The organism is Streptosporangium brasiliense (assembly GCF_030811595.1).
In the GTDB taxonomy this organism is placed as follows: domain Bacteria; phylum Actinomycetota; class Actinomycetes; order Streptosporangiales; family Streptosporangiaceae; genus Streptosporangium; species Streptosporangium brasiliense.
In genome coordinates this window covers 4,007,996-4,024,425 of record NZ_JAUSRB010000002.1, presented here as the reverse complement: position 1 = coordinate 4,024,425, position 16,430 = coordinate 4,007,996, and the positions used below count along the sequence as shown (strand labels likewise).

At 72.8% G+C, this 16,430-nt stretch carries 17 protein-coding genes and 1 tRNA gene; 7 read left to right on the top strand and 11 right to left on the bottom strand.

The genetic code is table 11. The annotated features are described in order from the left end of the window. Positions 1-27 precede the first annotated feature (27 nt). The 4 genes from J2S55_RS27175 to J2S55_RS27160 form a co-directional block, all read right to left on the bottom strand. The gene (locus J2S55_RS27175) at positions 28-1,257 is read right to left on the bottom strand and encodes a CynX/NimT family MFS transporter (RefSeq protein ID WP_306866494.1); all 1,230 of its coding nucleotides are present in this window, start codon (positions 1,255-1,257) and stop codon (positions 28-30) included. A 201-nt stretch (positions 1,258-1,458) separates the two neighbouring features. Further along, positions 1,459-2,142, bottom strand: coding sequence for an SRPBCC family protein (locus J2S55_RS27170; RefSeq protein ID WP_306866491.1), 684 nt, complete (start codon positions 2,140-2,142; stop codon positions 1,459-1,461). 61 nt (positions 2,143-2,203) lie between these two features. Further along, the gene (locus J2S55_RS27165) at positions 2,204-2,584 is read right to left on the bottom strand and encodes a hypothetical protein (protein WP_306866489.1); all 381 of its coding nucleotides are present in this window, start codon (positions 2,582-2,584) and stop codon (positions 2,204-2,206) included. Continuing rightward, positions 2,581-2,943 carry a hypothetical protein gene (locus tag J2S55_RS27160; RefSeq protein ID WP_306866487.1) on the bottom strand — a complete coding sequence of 121 codons (363 nt, stop codon included), beginning with the start codon at positions 2,941-2,943 and terminating at the stop codon, positions 2,581-2,583. Before J2S55_RS27160 ends, J2S55_RS27165 begins: the two co-directional genes overlap by 4 nt. A gap of 86 nt (positions 2,944-3,029) precedes the next feature. Between J2S55_RS27160 and J2S55_RS27155 the strand changes: the two genes are divergently transcribed. Further along, on the top strand, positions 3,030-3,527 hold the full coding sequence (locus J2S55_RS27155; protein WP_306866485.1) for a 2-thiouracil desulfurase family protein: 498 nt from the start codon (positions 3,030-3,032) through the stop codon (positions 3,525-3,527). 18 nt (positions 3,528-3,545) lie between these two features. Here J2S55_RS27155 and J2S55_RS27150 read toward each other — a convergent pair whose 3' ends face one another. Further along, positions 3,546-4,199 carry a hypothetical protein gene (locus J2S55_RS27150; RefSeq protein WP_306866482.1) on the bottom strand — a complete coding sequence of 218 codons (654 nt, stop codon included), beginning with the start codon at positions 4,197-4,199 and terminating at the stop codon, positions 3,546-3,548. 50 nt (positions 4,200-4,249) lie between these two features. Here J2S55_RS27150 and J2S55_RS27145 point away from each other — a divergent pair, with 50 nt between their 5' ends. Next, positions 4,250-4,927, top strand: coding sequence for a response regulator transcription factor (locus tag J2S55_RS27145; protein ID WP_306866480.1), 678 nt, complete (start codon positions 4,250-4,252; stop codon positions 4,925-4,927). Next, complete coding sequence (locus J2S55_RS27140; protein WP_306866477.1) at positions 4,924-6,264, top strand: sensor histidine kinase; 1,341 nt, start codon at positions 4,924-4,926, stop codon at positions 6,262-6,264. Before J2S55_RS27145 ends, J2S55_RS27140 begins: the two co-directional genes overlap by 4 nt. 148 nt (positions 6,265-6,412) lie before the next feature. On the opposite strand, the gene J2S55_RS27135 is transcribed toward J2S55_RS27140, so the two are convergent. Continuing rightward, positions 6,413-6,862 carry a hypothetical protein gene (locus J2S55_RS27135; RefSeq protein ID WP_306866473.1) on the bottom strand — a complete coding sequence of 150 codons (450 nt, stop codon included), beginning with the start codon at positions 6,860-6,862 and terminating at the stop codon, positions 6,413-6,415. Between the two features lie 63 nt (positions 6,863-6,925). Between J2S55_RS27135 and J2S55_RS27130 the strand changes: the two genes are divergently transcribed. Beyond that, positions 6,926-7,906, top strand: coding sequence for a helix-turn-helix transcriptional regulator (locus J2S55_RS27130; protein ID WP_306866470.1), 981 nt, complete (start codon positions 6,926-6,928; stop codon positions 7,904-7,906). A gap of 166 nt (positions 7,907-8,072) precedes the next feature. Here J2S55_RS27130 and J2S55_RS27125 read toward each other — a convergent pair whose 3' ends face one another. After that, the gene (locus tag J2S55_RS27125) at positions 8,073-11,393 is read right to left on the bottom strand and encodes an AfsR/SARP family transcriptional regulator (protein WP_306866467.1); all 3,321 of its coding nucleotides are present in this window, start codon (positions 11,391-11,393) and stop codon (positions 8,073-8,075) included. Positions 11,394-11,606: 213 nt separating this feature from the next. On the opposite strand from J2S55_RS27125, the gene J2S55_RS27120 reads away from it, so the two are divergent. Continuing rightward, positions 11,607-12,200, top strand: coding sequence for a PadR family transcriptional regulator (locus J2S55_RS27120; RefSeq protein WP_306866464.1), 594 nt, complete (start codon positions 11,607-11,609; stop codon positions 12,198-12,200). Positions 12,201-12,396: 196 nt separating this feature from the next. Beyond that, a complete protein-coding gene (locus tag J2S55_RS27115; RefSeq protein ID WP_306866461.1) occupies positions 12,397-13,071 on the top strand; it encodes a DUF998 domain-containing protein in 675 nt (224 codons plus the stop codon). A 181-nt stretch (positions 13,072-13,252) separates the two neighbouring features. Here the strand turns inward: J2S55_RS27115 and J2S55_RS27110 are convergent. From J2S55_RS27110 to nadD, 4 genes are all read right to left on the bottom strand, one after another. Beyond that, positions 13,253-13,325 (bottom strand) — tRNA-Ala (locus tag J2S55_RS27110). A gap of 125 nt (positions 13,326-13,450) precedes the next feature. Beyond that, positions 13,451-14,083: a histidine phosphatase family protein gene (locus tag J2S55_RS27105; RefSeq protein ID WP_306866458.1), complete on the bottom strand. Its 633-nt coding sequence runs from the start codon at positions 14,081-14,083 to the stop codon at positions 13,451-13,453. Continuing rightward, positions 14,080-14,487, bottom strand: a complete 408-nt coding sequence (gene rsfS / locus J2S55_RS27100; RefSeq protein WP_306866456.1) for a ribosome silencing factor — start codon at positions 14,485-14,487, stop codon at positions 14,080-14,082. The genes J2S55_RS27105 and rsfS overlap by 4 nt, the downstream gene beginning before the upstream one ends. Before the next feature lie 135 nt (positions 14,488-14,622). Then, positions 14,623-15,243: a nicotinate-nucleotide adenylyltransferase gene (gene nadD / locus J2S55_RS27095; protein ID WP_306866453.1), complete on the bottom strand. Its 621-nt coding sequence runs from the start codon at positions 15,241-15,243 to the stop codon at positions 14,623-14,625. Positions 15,244-15,317: 74 nt separating this feature from the next. Here nadD and J2S55_RS27090 point away from each other — a divergent pair, with 74 nt between their 5' ends. Continuing rightward, a complete protein-coding gene (locus tag J2S55_RS27090) occupies positions 15,318-16,343 on the top strand; it encodes a M48 family metallopeptidase (RefSeq protein WP_306866450.1) in 1,026 nt (341 codons plus the stop codon). Positions 16,344-16,430 lie beyond the last annotated feature (87 nt).

Sequence of the window (16,430 nt, the reverse complement as noted above, 5' to 3'; positions counted from 1 at the left end):
GGGCGCAAGCCGTACCGTGGGGAGAGGTCACCCGGCGAGGACCCGCTCGTCCTCCAGGTAGCGGGAGCGGCCCGCGTACCAGCCGGTCGCGAGCTGCACCCCGACCACCGCGAACAGCAGCAGGAACGGCAGCGTCCAGCCGCCGGTCGACTCGTGCATCACGCCGACGACCAGGGGACCGGCGCCCGCGATGAGGTATCCGGCGCTCTGCCCGAAGGCCGACAGCGCGGCGGTGGCCTCCGGGGTGCGGGTGCGCAGGGCGAGCATGGTCAGCGCGAGCGGGAAGGATCCCATCCCGATGCCGATCAGCACCGCGAACGCCCAGGCCGCACCCGCCGGGCCCAGCCAGAGGCCGAGGAAGCCGACCGTGTAGAAGGCCACGAACGCCGCCACCACGGGCCGCTGGTCGGAGAACTTCGAGGCGATCCAGGGCACGACCATCGAGACCGGGATGCCGATCGCGGTGAAGACGCCCAGCACCAGCCCCGCCTGCCCGCTGGTGTAGCCGCCGTCGGTGAGGATCTTGGGCAGGAAGCCGAACATGATGTAGGCCACCATGCTCTGCGTGCCGAAATAGGCCGCGACCGACCAGGCGAGCTTGCTCCGGACCAGGGTCCGGGGCCCGAGATCGCTGCTTCCGGTGTCCCGCTCCGGCTCACTGCGCAACAGCGCAAGCCACGGAATGGCGGCGACAGCGGCCAGCGCCGCCCACACCCCGAGGGCAACGTGCCAGTTGCCGTCGGCGGCCCGCTCGATCGGCACGGTCGCGGCGGCCGCGAGCATCGTGCCCACCGCGAGCGCGGTGGTGTAGACGGTGGTCATGGTCCCGGCCCGGCCCGGGAAGTGGCGCTTGATCAGGGTGGGGATGAGCACGTTGCCCACCGCGCCCCCGGACAGCGCCAGGGCGCTGCTGAACAGGAACACCCCCGCCGAGCCCACCATGGAGCGGATCAGCAGGCCGGTGCCGAGAGTGATCAGGGCGATCAGCAGCAGCCGGTGCTCGCCGACCTTCCTGGCCAGCGCCGGGGTCACCGCACCGACCGACGCGAAGATGAGCACGGGTAGTGTGGTGAGGAGTCCCACCCCCACTCCGGACATGCCCAGGCCGGAGGAGATGCGGTCGAGGACCGGCCCCACGCTGGTGACGGCGGTGCGCAGGTTCAGCGCGGCGAGGACGATACCCGCCACAAGCAGCCAGGCCAGGGATCCCGTCGTTCCACCGGTGCGGCCCCGTGTCTCCTGGGTTAGCACGGTCATGGGGGGCTCAGTCCTCCTTCAGCGATTCAACCAATCGTAGGATGATTGGCAGACTGCAACTGTAACAGGACTGAAATGCCGTTTTGTTCCTGTCTCCACGGATTCCCGGCAACCCCCCGCCAACCCCTGACAGTGTGAAAGCCGGGCCACCCCGCCCTTTACAGGGCGTGACCCGGCTCTCTCACGCGTCAGACGCGGGCGTCAGATGTGCGGCCCGGGGGCCGGCGGCGCCTCCTCGCCCGGCCGGCGTCCGGCCGGCGGCAGCGGGCCGGTGCCCGGCGGCGGGAGCGGGGACTCCGGCGGGTATCCCCCGCCGACCGTGCGCGGCGGCGCCGGCTCGTCGAAGCCGTAACCGCTGCCTGTGCCGCCCGCGGGCCGCTCGTTCAGGCCCACGCCTCCGCCCGGACCGAAGTCGCCCGTACCGCGGTCCTGCGGGCCGGGGACGTCGCCGCGCCAGGCTCCGGTCTCGGCGCCGCGCGCCTCGATGAAGGTCTTGAAACGCTCCAGGTCGCCCCGGACGCGCAGGCGGACGATCTGGAGCCAGTCACCGACGGTCTCGACGAAACCCTCCGGGTCGTACTCCATCTGGAGCGTGACCCGCGTGATCTCCGGTCCGAGGTGGTGGAAGGTCACCACGCCGGCCTGGTGCGGCCGGTCCACGGACTTCCAGGCGACCCGCTCGTCGGGGTGCTGCTCGGTGATCTCGGCCTCGAACTCGCGGCGGACGCCCGAGATCTCGACGACCCACGCCGTACGGGTGTCGCCCAACTGCTTGACCGACTCGACGCCTTCCATGAACTCGGGAAAGCTCTCGAACTGGGTCCACTGGTTGTACGCGGTCCTGATCGGGACGTTCACGTCGACGGACTGTTCGATCGTGCTCACAGCGCTGCCTCCCTTTCTGTGGGTTCGGGGAGCAGACCTGCCCGACGGGGCCGGGCCCTAACTATTTGCGGCGTAAAAGCCAATAAAGCCCGAGCACCGGCAGCAGGAGCGGGATGAACACGTAGCCGCTGCCGTAACCGGACCAGACCGTGGCGCGCGGGAACGCCTCGGGGTCGGCCATGCTCAGCGTGCCGACGACGAGGACCCCCGCCAGCTCGATGCCGCAGGCGGCCAGCGCCAGCCGCCGGTCCCCCCGGGCCAGCGCCACGGTGAGTACGACGTAGACCGCCGCGGCGAAGGCCGACAGCGCGTAGGCCAGCGGGGCCTCGCCGAACCGTGTGGCGATCTGCACGGCGGCACGCGCCCCGGCCGCCAGGGCGAACACCCCGTAGACCGCGACCAGCGCGCGGCCCGGCCCGCTGCCGATGGCCGGCTCCCTCATGCCGCCCCCTGCCAGAGCTGCAGCAGCCGCCCGACCATGACGCAGACGGCGAAGCTCCCCACCGCGATCACGATCGCCCCCCACCGTGAGCGCTCGGCGAGCCCCAGGAACGCCGCGGCGGGCGGGATCGCCAGCGTGCCGGCGAGATAACCGATGACGGTGGCCGTCTCGTCCGGCCCCTCGCCCCGGACCATCCCGGCGACCGCGAAACCGGCCTGGACGAGCAGGCCGACCTCCAGCACCCCGAGCGCGACGAGCAGGACCGTCCCCATCGCCCGGTTCCGCGCGGCGGTCACGATCGCGGCCAGCACGATCAGCAGCGACAGCACGATCACCCCGGTCGCGAGCGGGCCGATCATCGGGACATCACAGGGGTGAAGGACATGACCAGTAGGGTACTGCCCGGCCATGCCGCCCTCCGTCCCGCGGCGCATAGGCTGGATCCATGGAGAGGATCCTGGTCAGCGCCTGTCTGATGGGGCGGAAGGTCCGTTACGACGGGGCCGCCAAGACGAGCGGCGACGCGCTGCTGGCCACCTGGCGGCAGGAGGGACGGCTCGTCCCGTTCTGCCCGGAGGTCGAGGGCGGTCTGCCCGTCCCCCGCCCGGCCGCCGAGATCGAGGGCGGCGCCGGGGGCGCGGCCGTGCTCGCGGGGGCCGCCCGGGTGCTGGCCACCGACGGGAGCGACGTCACGCGGGCGTTCCTCGCCGGGGCCCAGGCGGCGCTCGCCGTCGCCCGGTCCTTCGGCGTCAAGGTGGCGATCCTGAAGGAGGGCAGCCCCTCCTGCGGGAGCCTGACCATCTACGACGGCACCTTCCGCGGCCGCCGCCTGCCCGGCAACGGCGTCACCACCGCCCTGCTCGAACTGCACGGCATCGCGGTGTTCACCGAGGACCGCGTCGCCGACGCCGGAGAACGGCTGCGCGAGCTCGAAGGGGCCTGACACTCCCGGGTGAGGGGCCTAATAATCCCAGGTGTCGGTCCGGTTCTCCCCGCCGATGCAGAACACCGCCGTGCCGTGCCCGTTCCGGGCCAGGTCCACCCGGATCCAGCCGAGCGCCTGGGACACCTTGGCCTCGAAGCCCACGTTGGGCGCGGCCGCGACCAGGCGGCACCTGTCGTCCTCGATGACGAACGAGACCGAACCGCCCCCGACGTTCACCACGCGCACCTTCCCCTCGGAGGCCGCCGGGACCGAGGGGCCGGGCGCGGCGGCGGACAGGGTCGGCCTGGGCCCGGCGGCGCTCGCCGACGGCCGTGGCTCGGCGGTCGCGGGCGACCGCACCGTGATGTGCGGGGCCTCCAGCGGGGACCGGGTGGCCCGTGGGCGGGCGGTGTTGTGGGTGGGCCCGGCCTGGGTGCGGCGGGGGGCGGGGGCGCGCTGCTCCGGGGAGGCGGAGGCGGTCGGCGTGCCGAGTGCGGCCGCCTGGCCGGTGGGCGCCTCGGAGGGGAGCGGCGCGGCCTCCATCCGGCTGATCGCGGCGTTGATCGGCTCGATCCTCGCGTCGTCGAAGACCTGGCCGCGCAGCACGTCGCTGACGCCGAACCAGGCTATAGACGTCGCCAGGACCGTGGCTCCGCACCACACCGCCAGGAAACCAAGGGTCTGCCGCATGCGGTGAATTATTACCTCACATACCTCTTTGTTCACTACGGTTACGTCGCATGGCGACGGTGCTGGTGGTGGAAGACGACGAGTACGTGCGCTCCGCGATCATTCAGGAACTGAGCAGGCGCCAGCACGCCGTGCGCAGCGCGGGACGCGCTCTCGACGCGCTGCGGGAGATCACCCAGAACCCCCCGGACGTGGTGGTCCTCGACCTCGGCCTGCCCGACCTGGACGGATCGGAGGCGCTGAAGATGGTCCGCAGCGTCTCCAGTGTCCCGGTCATCGTGGCCACGGCCCGGGACAACGAGGCAGAGATCGTCCGCCTGCTGGAGGCGGGCGCGGACGACTACCTGGTCAAGCCGTTCTCCGGCGACCACCTGAACGCCCGGCTGGACGCCGTGCTACGGCGGGCCAGGGCCGCGGCCCCGCCGTCGGTGCTGCACGTCGGTGGACTCTCGGTGGACCTCAACCGGCGGGAGGCCGCCGTGGAGGGCGCGCCGCTCTCCCTGACCCGGCGGGAGTTCGACCTGCTGGCCTATCTCGCCGTCCGCGCCGACCGGGTCGTCTCCCGCAAGGAACTGCTCACCGAGGTGTGGCAGCAGTCCTACGGCGACGACCAGACCATCGACGTCCATCTGTCGTGGCTGCGGCGCAAGCTCGGCGAGAGCGCCTCCGCCCCCCGCTACCTGCACACCGTGCGCGGCGTGGGCGTCATGCTGATCACACCCTCGTGAGACGGACCCTGGCCCTGCTCGCCGTCGCCGGGGCCTCGATGATCGCCCTGGCCTTCCTGATCCCGCTCGGACTCATCGTCAAGGAGATCGCTCACGGCCGGGCCATGGCCGATGCCGAACGGCAGGCGTCGGCGCTGGTCCCCGTCCTGGCCATCACGGTGGATCCGGCCCGGCTGACCCACGCGCTGGTCAGCACCGGGGCGGGAGACCGGATCGCGGTCCACCTGCCGGACGGTGGCTCGGTGGGCACCGTACGGGCGCCCGCCGAGAGCGTGGTCACGGCCACCCGGCTGACGCGGGCGGTGACGGCGGAGACCGAGACCGGCTACCTCCTGCTGCGCCCGGTCGTCCTGGACGGCGGCCGGACCGTGGTCCTCGAGATCTTCGTGCCCGCCGGAGACCTCACCCGGGGCGTCACCAAGTCATGGGCGGTGCTGACCGGGGTGGCGGTCACGCTGGTCGCCGGCTCGGTGCTGGTCGCCGACCGGCTGGGGGCACGGGTGGTGCGCTCGACCCAGCGCCTCGGGCGGGCCGCCGGCGCCCTGGGCGCCGGGGACTTCAGCGTCCGCATCGAGCCCGAGGGGCCGCCCGAACTCGTCTCCGCCGGAGAGGCGTTCAACACCATGGCCGACCGGGTCGTGCGGCTGCTGGCCGCCGAGCGGGAGATGGCCGCCGACCTGTCTCACCGGCTGCGGACCCCGCTCACCGCGCTCCGGCTCAGCCTGGACAACCTGGGGCCGGAGGCCGAGCAGAGCCGCCAGGCCCTGGCCCGCCTGGAGTCCGAGGTGGACCAGATCATCGCGGCGGCCCGGCAGCCCTCCCGGGCGCCGGAGTCCGTCTCCTGCGACGCCGCCCACGTGCTGCGCGAGCGGCTGACCTTCTGGTCCGCCCTGGCCGAGGACCAGCAGCGCCCGTGGCAGCTGATCGGCGCCGCGGATCCGGCCCCGGTCCCGGTCGCGGCCACCGAGCTCAGCGCCGTGGTGGACGCGCTGCTCGGCAACGTCTTCCGGCACACCCCCGAGGGCACGGCGTTCACGGTGACCCTGCACCGGGGCTCCGGCACGGTGGGCGTGCTGATCGCTGACGCCGGCCCGGGCATCCCCGATCCCGAGACGGCCCTGCGGCGTGGGGCCAGCGGCTCGGGCTCCACCGGACTCGGCCTCGACATCGCCCGCCGGCTCGCCGAGGGCTCCGGCGGCACGCTGCGGATCGACACCTCCTCCCTGGGCGGCGCCGGGGTTCAGCTGTGGTTGCGCACCGACCGGCGCGATCGCGCCCCGCGCGGGAGCCGGCGGCCGGTCGGCGGCGGCTGGCCGCGCAGGAGGAAGGCCCCCTGACCCCGCTGTCTCCCTGACTCCGCCATCCCGGACACCTGGCCTGTCCCGGACACCCGGTTCGGGCGCGGGCGCGGGCGCGGGCGCCGGCTGGCCGGAGCGGGCGCGGGCCGGCCGGAGCGGTGCGGGGCACGGCCGCCGCGCGGCGGTCCTACGCCCTGCTCAGCTCCATGATCCAGTTGGTCTCCCAGGTCTTCTCCCCGTCGGCGGAGAATGCCTGCTCCCAGCGGGCGGAGGTGGCCGTGATCTCCGACCAGACGAAGCGGACCCTGACCGGGGCGCCCTCGTGGGTGTCGTCGCCGTAGAACTCCCCCGTGCCGCCGGTGAAGCGGCCCACGACCGGCGGGAACAGCGTCCCGGTCCGGCTGCTGGCCCAGTGGAGCGACCACTCCTCGCGCTCGACGTCGAACAGCCGCAGGGTGAGCCCGGAGAACCCCATGCTCGGAAAGGTGATCTCGTCGATGTTGGCCGCCCCGCCGAACGCCTGCCGGGCGACGGAGGTGGCGGGGAACTCCTGCCATTCGGTGCTGCCGGTGAGGGGCTTGACGAGCCGGCGGTTGGCCACGTCCCAGGTGCCGGTGAGGAAGTCGAAGTCGTTCATGCCTGGAAGCTAGGGCCAGGTCACTGACATCTGCTGTCAGCGTTTCCGCCGATAATTCAGGTCATGCGTGCGAGCCGGCTCCTCTCCCTGCTGATGCTGCTGCAGACCCGGGGCCGGATGACCGCCCAGGAGCTGGCGGCGGAGCTGGAGGTCTCGGTCCGGACCGTCTACCGGGACGTGGAGTCGCTCCACTCCGCCGGCGTCCCCCTGTACGGCGACGCCGGCCCCTCGGGCGGCTACCGGCTGCTCGACGGCTACCGCACCCGGCTCACCGGCCTGACTTCGGGAGAGGCGCAGGCGCTGTTCCTCGCCGGGATGCCGGGCCCCGCCGCCGAGCTCGGCCTCGGCTCGGTGGTGACGGCCGCCCAGCTCAAGCTGATGGCCGCGCTCCCGGTGGAGCTCCGGGACCGGGCCGGGCGGATCCGCGAGCGTTTCCACCTCGACACCCCCAACTGGTACCACGGCGCCGACGAGACCCCGTACCTGGCGGCGGTCGCCGACGCGGTGTGGAACGAGCGCCGCCTGGAGATCCGCTACCGCCGCTGGAAGGCCCCCCAGGAGGTGCTCCGCACGCTGGAGCCGTACGGGCTGGTGCTCAAGGCCGGCCGCTGGTATCTCATCGCCCGCGCCGGACAGGACCTGCGCACCTACCGGGTCTCCCAGATCCTGGAGCTGCACGCGCTCCCGGAGACCTTCGAGCGGCCCGCCGGCTTCGACCTCGCCGCCCACTGGAACGGCGCCCTGGAGGAGTTCGAGGCACGGCTCCACCAGGGCGAGGCCGTCATCCGGCTCTCACCGCACGGGATGGAGCGCCTTCCCGACATGGCCCGCCCGGCCCTCCTCCGGGCGGCCGAGGCCACCGCGCGGCCTCCCGGCCCGGACGGCTGGACACAGGTCACGGTCCCCATCGAGTCACTCCCGAACGCCCTGAGCGAGTTCCTGCGGTTCGGCGTGGACCTGGAGGTCGTCTCCCCCGCCGAGCTGCGCGACCTCATGGCGGAGACCGCGAGGTCCCTGGCGCGGCGCTACGACACGGCCGGCTGAGGCCCCCTCCGCCCAGCCGGCCGCCGGGCCGACCACCCTCACACCAGGCCGACCGCCTCCACACCGCATCAGGCCGACCACCCCCGCACCAGGCCGACCGCCTCCACACCGGACCAGGCCGACCATCCTCACACCAGGCCGACCGCCTCCGGGCCGGCGGAGGGCCTCAGGGCACCGGGGCGCCGGCCATGGCCAGCGCCTCCTCACGGGTCATGGACCTCCCCCGCCCGTAGGCGGCCTCGTACGCCTCGGCGCCGAGCGCCTCCCGCGCGGCGGCCTCCAGCCGCACCACGTCGACGTCTCCGGCGACCGCCGTCCCGCGCACCGCCCTGCCCGCGCCCAGCAGCAGGGCGGCCCGCTCGCCGTCGCCCTCCAGCAGCGCGACCCCGGAGAGCGCCTCGGTCGCCAGGGCGGCCATCGTCATGTCACGCTGCGCGGACGCCGAGGCCAGCGCCCGGCGGTGCCAGCGCAGGGCCGTGCGGGCGTCACCCCCGGTCTCGGCGATCAGGCCCAGCTCGATCATGATGCCGACGCGGATCTCCTCGGCGACGAACCATCCGGTCGGGCATCCGGCCAGCGCCGCCTCCGACAGCCGGCGGGCCTCCGCCGGCTCCCCCCGCAGCCGGGCGACGCGGCTCAACCGCCGGCCCGCCTCGGCGAGGACCTCCGGCGCCCCCGCCCTGCGGGCCAGCTCGGCGGCCTGCGCGGCGTCCCGGTGCCCTCCCTCCAGGTCGCCGCCGCGCGTGCGCGCGCCCGCGCGCTGGCAGAGCCGCTCGGCGATGTCCTCGTCGGCGCTGAGCTCGCGGACCAGCTCCAGGGACTCGCCGCACAGCGCCGAGGCCCGCGCGAGGTCCCCCCGCCATTCGGCGACCTTGGCCAGCTCCGCCAGGGTCGTCGCCAGTCCCCACCGCTCCCCGATGGCGCGGAAGCCGTCCAGCGCGACCGACAGGTCACGCTCGGCCTCGTCCATCCGTCCGGCGTACAGCCACGTGAGCCCTTCCCCGAGGACCAGGAGCGCCCGGCTCCACGGGTCGGCGCCCACCAGTCTGCGCCGCTTCTCGGTCAGGCCCGGCGTCTCCGGGTCGGGGGCCCCGATCGCCATCCCCCACAGCACGATGAGGAACGGGCGCCGCGGCGGCCTCTCAAGCGCCACCATCGTCTCGACGGCGCTGTCCAGGTGGACGCCGAACTCGCTGCGGGACCCGCCCGAGGCGATGCTCATGACGCACATCGCGTATTCCTCCTCCAGCCCGCGAGGGGACCGGGTGCCGACCGCCCTGACGAGCTCCTGGGCCCGCGCCGCCCCCTCGCCACGCAGCCCGCGCAGCCACCAGTAGATCGTCAGGGAGGCGAGCAGCCGCAGGGCCCGCTCCACGTCGAGGGCGTCCACCGCGCGCCGGAGCGCGGCGTGCAGGTTGCCGCGCTCGACGTCCAGCGACGCGAGCCACCCAAGCTGGTCGGCGGTGAGCAGCCGCGGCTCGGCGGCCAGCACCAGGTCGAGGAAGTGGTCGGCGTGCGCGCGCCGCAGCCGCTCCCCCTCCTCCGCCTCGGCCAGGCGTTCGGCGCAGAACGCCCGGATCGTGTTGAGCATCCGGTAACGGGCGCCGGAGACCTCGACAAGAGACTTGTCCACCAGCCCGGTCAGCGGCTCGACCACCTCGCCGCCGGGCAGCCCGCAGACCGCCGCGATCGCCTCCAGCGTCGCCCCGCCCGAGAAGACCGTCAGCCGCCGGGCCAGCGTCTGCTCGGTCTCGTCGAGCAGGTCCCAGCTCCACTCCACCACCGCGCGGAGCGTGCGATGTCTCGGCTGCGCCGTACGGCTGCCGCGCGACAGCAGCCGGAACCGGTCGTCCAGCCTGGCGGCCACCTCGGCCACCGGCAGCGACCGCAGCCGCGCCGCGGCCAGTTCGATCGCCAGCGGCTGCCCGTCGAGGGCCCGGCAGATGCGCAGGACGGCGTCGGCGCCCGCCTCGTCGACGGTGAATCCCGGAAGGACGGCCGCCGCCCGGTGCTCGAAGAGCCGGACGGCCGGGTAGCCGAGCGTCTCCGGCGCCGGCGTGCCCGGGGGCGGCACCGCGAGCGGGGGGACCGGGCACAGGCTCTCGCCGGTGATGCCCAGCGCCTCCCTGCTGGTGGCCAGGATCCGCAGCCCGGGGCAGGCGCCCAGCAGGCGCCCGGCCAGCCCGGCGGCGGCCTCGACGAGATGCTCGCAGTTGTCGAGGACGAGCAGGACCCGCCGGCCGGCGAGCGCGGCGATCATCCGTTCGACGGGGTCGGCCGGTGGCCGGTCGGGCGCCGGGGCGAGCCCGGCCTCGCGGAGTCCGAGCGCGCCGGACACCGCCTGGGGGATCTCCGCCCCCTCGCCCAGCGGCGCGAGGTCGACGGAGCAGACCTCCCCCGGCTGCCGTGCCGCCACCTCCACCGCCAGCCGGGTCTTGCCCGCTCCCCCGGGGCCGGTGAGGGTGACCAGGCGCCCCTCCTCCAGGAGCGCGCCGACCCGCGCCAGCTCCTGCTCGCGGCCCACGAAGCTGGTGAGCTGGGCCGTGAGCACCCGCCGTACGGCCGGCGCCGGCGTCCCGGAGACGGCCGTTCCAGGCCCGGCCGGATGGGCGGCGGCCGCGTGAGGCCCGGCCGTGGGAGGCGCGAGCGTGGGAGGCCCGGCGCTCTCAGGCACGGCCCCGTGAGGCGTCAGCGCGTGAGGCGTCAGCGTATGAGGCCCGGCCGGCCGCACGGTAGCCGCCGCGGCGGTGAGGGACGGGTCGGCCCGGAGCACGGCCAGGTGTGTCGCCGCCAGCTCGGCCGTGGGCTCGGCTCCGAGCTCCTCGGCGAGGATCCGCCGGGCCTCCTCGTAGACGGCCAGCGCCTCCGCCTGCCGCCCGCTGCCGTACAGCGCGCGCATGAGCTGTCCGCGCAGCCGCTCCCGGAGCGGCTGCGCGGCCACCAGGTCCCGTAGCTCCGCCACCAGCGTCCGGTGCCCGCCCGTCGCCAGCTCGACCTCGACGCGCTCCTCGACGGCCGCCAGGCGCAGCTCCTCCAGACGCGCGACCTGCGCGCGGGCGAACGGCGCCGCCCCGACGTCGGGCAGCGCCGGCCCCCGCCACAGGGCCAGTGCCTCGCGCAGGAGCGCGGCGGCGCGGGGCCGGTCGGCGGCGGCCAGGGCCCGGTGCCCCTCCTCGGCCAGCCGCTCGAACCGGTACGCGTCGACCTCCTGCGGCGGCACCGCCAGCCGGTAGCCCGCCGGGTGGAACTCCACCGCCCCGCCCCCCAGCAGCCGGCGGAGCCGGGAGACCTGGGACTGGAGCGCGTTGGCGGCGTTGCCCGGCGGCTGCTCGCCGTAGAGGCCATCGATCAGCCGTTCGGTGGTGACGATCCGTCCGGCGTCGAGTGCCAGCATCGCCAGCAGCGCCCGCACCCGCGGACCGCCCACAGCGATCGGGCCGCCCGCGGCGTCCCGCACCTCCATCGCGCCCAGCACACCGACCCGCATGGCACCGATTATCGTGCGCGACGGGCCCCGGCCCGCAGCAGACGTCCGGCCGGATCGAGCCGCCCGGAGCGGGCGGCTCGGAGCGGGAGAGGGCGCCCCCGAGGCCGGAGCCGGCGCGGTTTCGAGGCCCATCAGATCCATAACCCGGCTGAGCCATATAGTTGACATCAACTAAATAGCTATGGATAGTTGATATCAACTAGAGAGGTCGCGATGGACAAGCGGCGCAAGGTGTCCAACCCGCTGGCCCTGGCGGTGCTGGCGTTCCTGCTGATGGAGCCGATGCATCCCTACGAGCTCGGCCGGCGGCTGCAGGAGACCGACAAGGATCGGAGCTTCAACTACAACCGGGGATCGCTGTACATGGTGGTGCGGCAGCTGACCAAGGCGGGGTTCATCGCCGAGCAGGAGACCGTACGAGACACCGAGCGGCCGGAGCGCACGGTGTATTCGATCACCGATGAGGGCCGGCACGAGCTCTACGACTGGCTGCGCGAGCTGGTCGCCACCCCCCGAGAGGAGTATCCGCACTTCGGCGTGGCGCTGTCGCTGCTGAGCGTGCTTCCGCCCGCAGAGGCCGCCGAGCTGCTCGAACGGCGCTCACAAGCGCTGGTCACCGAGATCGGCGGGATCCGCGAGAGGGTGCGGGCCGCCACCGGCGGCGGCCTGCCCTGGGTGTTCCTGGTGGAGGAGGAGTACCGCCTCGCGCTGCTGGAGGCCGAGCACCGCTTCGTCACCCGGCTCGTTCCGGCGCTCGAGCAGCCGGACTACATCTCGTCGTGGCACAAAATCTTCGACCCGCAATGACGTCTGGAAGGTTCTCGTGAAGATCGCTGTCGCCGGTCCGGCCGGGAAGCCGTCGGCGGCGCCATCCACGCCCGACCCGGATCCACCGGGCCCTCGGGAGACCCGGACCGGCCCTCCCCCGGGCAGCCAAGAGCCCTGGGCTCCGGCCACGGGCCCTGCTTGAGCGGACTCAACAGCTGAAAGGCGGCACAGGCCCATGACCACCTCGCCCCCGATCACCTCGACCTCGACCTCGACCATGGCTCGATGGCTCGCGCTCGGCGCCATCGCCGGACCGACACTGTTCACACTCGCCTGGCTGATCCTCGGCTCGCTCAGCACCGGTTACCCGATCTTCGGCGCCCGGATCGAGCCCTACTCGCCCATCGCCCAACCGATCAGCGGCCTGGGGCTGGGCGACACGGCGCCCTTCATGAACGCGGCCTTCGTCGTCGGCGGAGTCATGCTGCTCGCCGGGGTCGCCGGCATCGCCATGACCGTCGACACACAGCGTCGGCGGACGGCGCGCATGACGTGCGCGGTCCTGCTCGCCGCCACACCAGTCGGGATGATCATCGACGGCGTCTTCGATCTCGAGGCGATGGTGCCGCACTCCATCGGATTCCTCCTCGCCGCCGGGGTCCCCGTAGCCAGCTTCCTCGTCGCCGGCTCGCTGTTCCGGACCACCCGGCGCCACCGGCGCCTGGGCCTGTGGCTGCTCGTCGCCAGCCCGGTGATCCTGGCCCTGGTCGTCGGGTTCTTCCTGACGTTCGAGCCGACCGTAGAGGGGGCCGGCCACGGCATCGCGGGCCTGGTCCAGCGGCTGCTGGTCAGCGTCGTTCTCGCCTCATTCGTCGCCATGGCCTGGCCCGCCTTCCGGCAGACCCGTTGATCGAACCGCCGGGTTCCGCGGAGGCCCGCACCCTGCCCGCACCCTCCGCCACGACCGTCCCACGCGCTTGGAGGGACTCACCGGCGGCCGCACATGCCTGAGAACGACAAGATCCCGCCTGATCAAGATGATCAGGCGGGATCTCGACTCCCTTCAGGCCGTCCCAGGAACGGACCTGCTGTGGAGCTATGGGGATTCGAACCCCAGACCTCCTCCATGCCATGGAGGCGCGCTACCAGCTGCGCCATAGCCCCTGGTCACCGCTCCGAGTGCTCTCGTTGCGGCGCTTCGGAAGCATATAGGGACAACCGCGTGTTCACCTAATCGACGGCCGTACGGCTCGCGCCCGTCATCCCCGGGCGCAAGCCTCGCCGGGGAGTCAGGCGTTCGTGGCCTCGGGACTGTCGTCGCTCTTGACCGGCTCGGGTAGGGTGCCGGCGTTGTGCTCCAGCAGGCGCCAGCCCTTGCGGCCCTCCTCCAGCACCGACCACGAGCAGTTTCCCAGGCCGCCGAGGGCCGACCAGAGCTCCTCGGGCAGGCCCAGCAGGCTGGCGATGCCGAGGCGGAGCGCCGCCCCGTGGGAGGCGACCACCAGCAGACCGTCGGGGTCGAGCTCGGCCGCCCAGCGGCGGACCGACGTCGACACCCGCTTGGCGACGTCGGTGACGTGCTCGCCGCCCGGGGCCTCCCAGTCGGCGAACTCCCGGGGCCAGCCCGCGGAGATCTCCTCGCGGGTGAGCCCCTCCCACTCGCCGCCCCCGCGCTCGCGCAGATCCTTGTCCACGGCCACGTTCAGGCCGGTGATCCGCCCCAGTGCCGAGGCGGTGTCCACGGCCCGCTGGAGGTCCGAGGAGACGATCATGCTGGGGCGGAGGGCGGCGAGCAGCGAGGCGGCGCGGGCCGCCTGCGCCATACCGGTCTCGTCCAGCGGTATGTCGCTGTGGCCCTGGAAGCGGCGTTCGACGTTCCAGAGCGTCTGGCCATGCCTCAGGCAGACGACCCGGCGGCTCACTCAGTTACCGCCTGGCGGGCGCGCTGGGCGGCGACCTGGGTCACGCTGTCGGGCAGGGCGATGGAGGGGCAGTCCTTCCACAGGCGCTCGAGAGCGTAGAAGGTGCGGTCCTCCTCGTGCTGGACGTGGACGACGATGTCGACGTAGTCCAGCAGGACCCAGCGACCCTCGCGCTCACCCTCGCGGCGGACGGGCTTGGCGTCGGCCTCGATCCGGAGCCGGTCTTCGATTTCGTCGACGATGGCGCGGACCTGACGGTCGTTGGTGGCGGAGCAGAGCAGGAAGGCGTCGGTGATGACGAGCTGCTCGCTCACGTCGTAGGCGAGAATGTCATCGGCCAGCTTGTCGGCGGCGGCCTCGGCGGCGAGCCTGATGAGCTGGACGGATCTGTCGGTTGCGGTCACGGTGTCGGTTAGTCCTCCTGTAGTCGGCGCTGTCACCTATCAGGGTGCCCGATCGGATGCCCGATGAGGGCACCACAGATACAACGCCTATCGTGTGCCACCCGATTCCGCTCCGCAAACGAATTGGCGGTCCGATCAGGGGCTCACGTAGCGGTAAAGACCGCGCTTGTTGATGTACTGAACGATACCGTCCGGCACGAGATACCAGATGGGCTGCCCGGAGGCGACCCGTTCCCGGCACTCCGAGGACGAGATGGCCAGCGCCGGGATCTCCAGCAGGCTGACTCTGCCCTCCGGCAGCCCCGGGTCGTGCAGGACGTGGCCGGGCCGGGTGGCGCCGACGAAGTGGGCGATGGTGAACAGCTCGTCGACGTCTCGCCAGCTCAGGATCTGGGCGAGGGCGTCGGCGCCGGTGATGAAGTACAGCTCCACGTCCGGCCCCCAGGCGGCGGCGATCTCCCGCAGGGTGTCGATGGTGAAGGTCGGGCCCGGACGGTCGATGTCCACGCGGCTGACCGAGAAGCGCGGGTTGGAGGCGGTCGCGATGACCGTCATCAGATACCGGTCCTCAGGCGCGGAGACCGTCTTGTCGGCCTTCTGCCACGGGTGCCCGGTCGGCACGAAGACCACCTCGTCGAGGTCGAAGTGGTGCGCGACCTCGCTGGCGGCGACCAGGTGCCCGTGGTGGATCGGGTCGAAGGTGCCGCCCATGACGCCCAGACGTCGCTTCCCCTGGCCGGTAGGCGCGTTCATCATGGAAGGGACCATACGCGCAAGCCGTACTCAGCTTTTGCCCGCCCCCCGCGCGTGCCAGGCGCACCCGACGTAGCATGCCGGACATGACCACCACCCCGGATCGCAACCGCGTGCAACTCCCCGGCATCAGCTCACGTGCCTACGAACATCCCGCTGACCGGTCCGCGCTGGTCGCCCTGCGCTCACTCAGCGGATTCGACACGGTGCTCAAGCAGATGTCCGGCCTGATCAGCGAGCGCCGCCTGCGCCTGATCTACCTCGCCTCGGCCGTGCGCACCAGCGAGACCCAGTTCCGTGCCCTGCACGACATGGGCCGCGACGCCGCCTACACGCTCGACCTCCACCGCATCCCCGAGGTCTACGTCCAGCAGAGCCCGCAGGTCCAGGCGAAGGCGATCGGCTTCGACGATCCCTTCATCGTCGTCTCCACCGGCCTGCTCGACCTGATGGACCAGGAGGAGCAGCGCTTCGTCATCGGCCACGAGACCGCGCACATCCTGTCCGGCCACGCGGTCTACCGCACCATGCTCGACATCCTCACCCGCCTGGCCACCCGCGTGGCCTGGATCCCACTCGGCTACATCGGTCTGCGCGCGATCGTCGCGGGTCTGGAGGAGTGGCACCGCAAGTCCGAGCTGTCGGCCGACCGCGGCGGCCTGCTCTGCGGCCAGGACACCGACGCCGCGCTGCGCGCGCTGATGAAGCTCGCCGGCGGGTCGCGCCTGCACGAGATGAACATCGAGGCGTTCCTCGACCAGGCGCGCGAATACGACACGGCGGGCGACGTCCGCGACGGCCTGCTCAAGGTCCTCAACCTGCTGGGCACCACCCACCCGTTCGCGGTCTCCCGGGTCGCCGAGCTGGACAAGTGGCGCCGCGGCGGCGAATACGAGACGATCCTCGGCGGCACCTACCCCCGCCGCGCCGACGACTCCAACGCCAAGATCTCCGAGGAGGTCAAGGCCGCCGCCCGCTCCTACCGCGAGTCCTGGTCGCAGTCGCAGGACCCTTTCATCGGCGTCCTGCGTGACGTGGCCGAGGGCGCGGTCAACGCCGGAGAGCGCATCTTCAACCGCTTCTCCCGCCGCGACGGCAACTAGGCCGAGCCTCAGAAAAGGTCCAGAAGATCATCTTCTGGACCTTTCTGGTGAGAAGAACACCGCTCGGCCGGCGACGGGCGCCGGCTC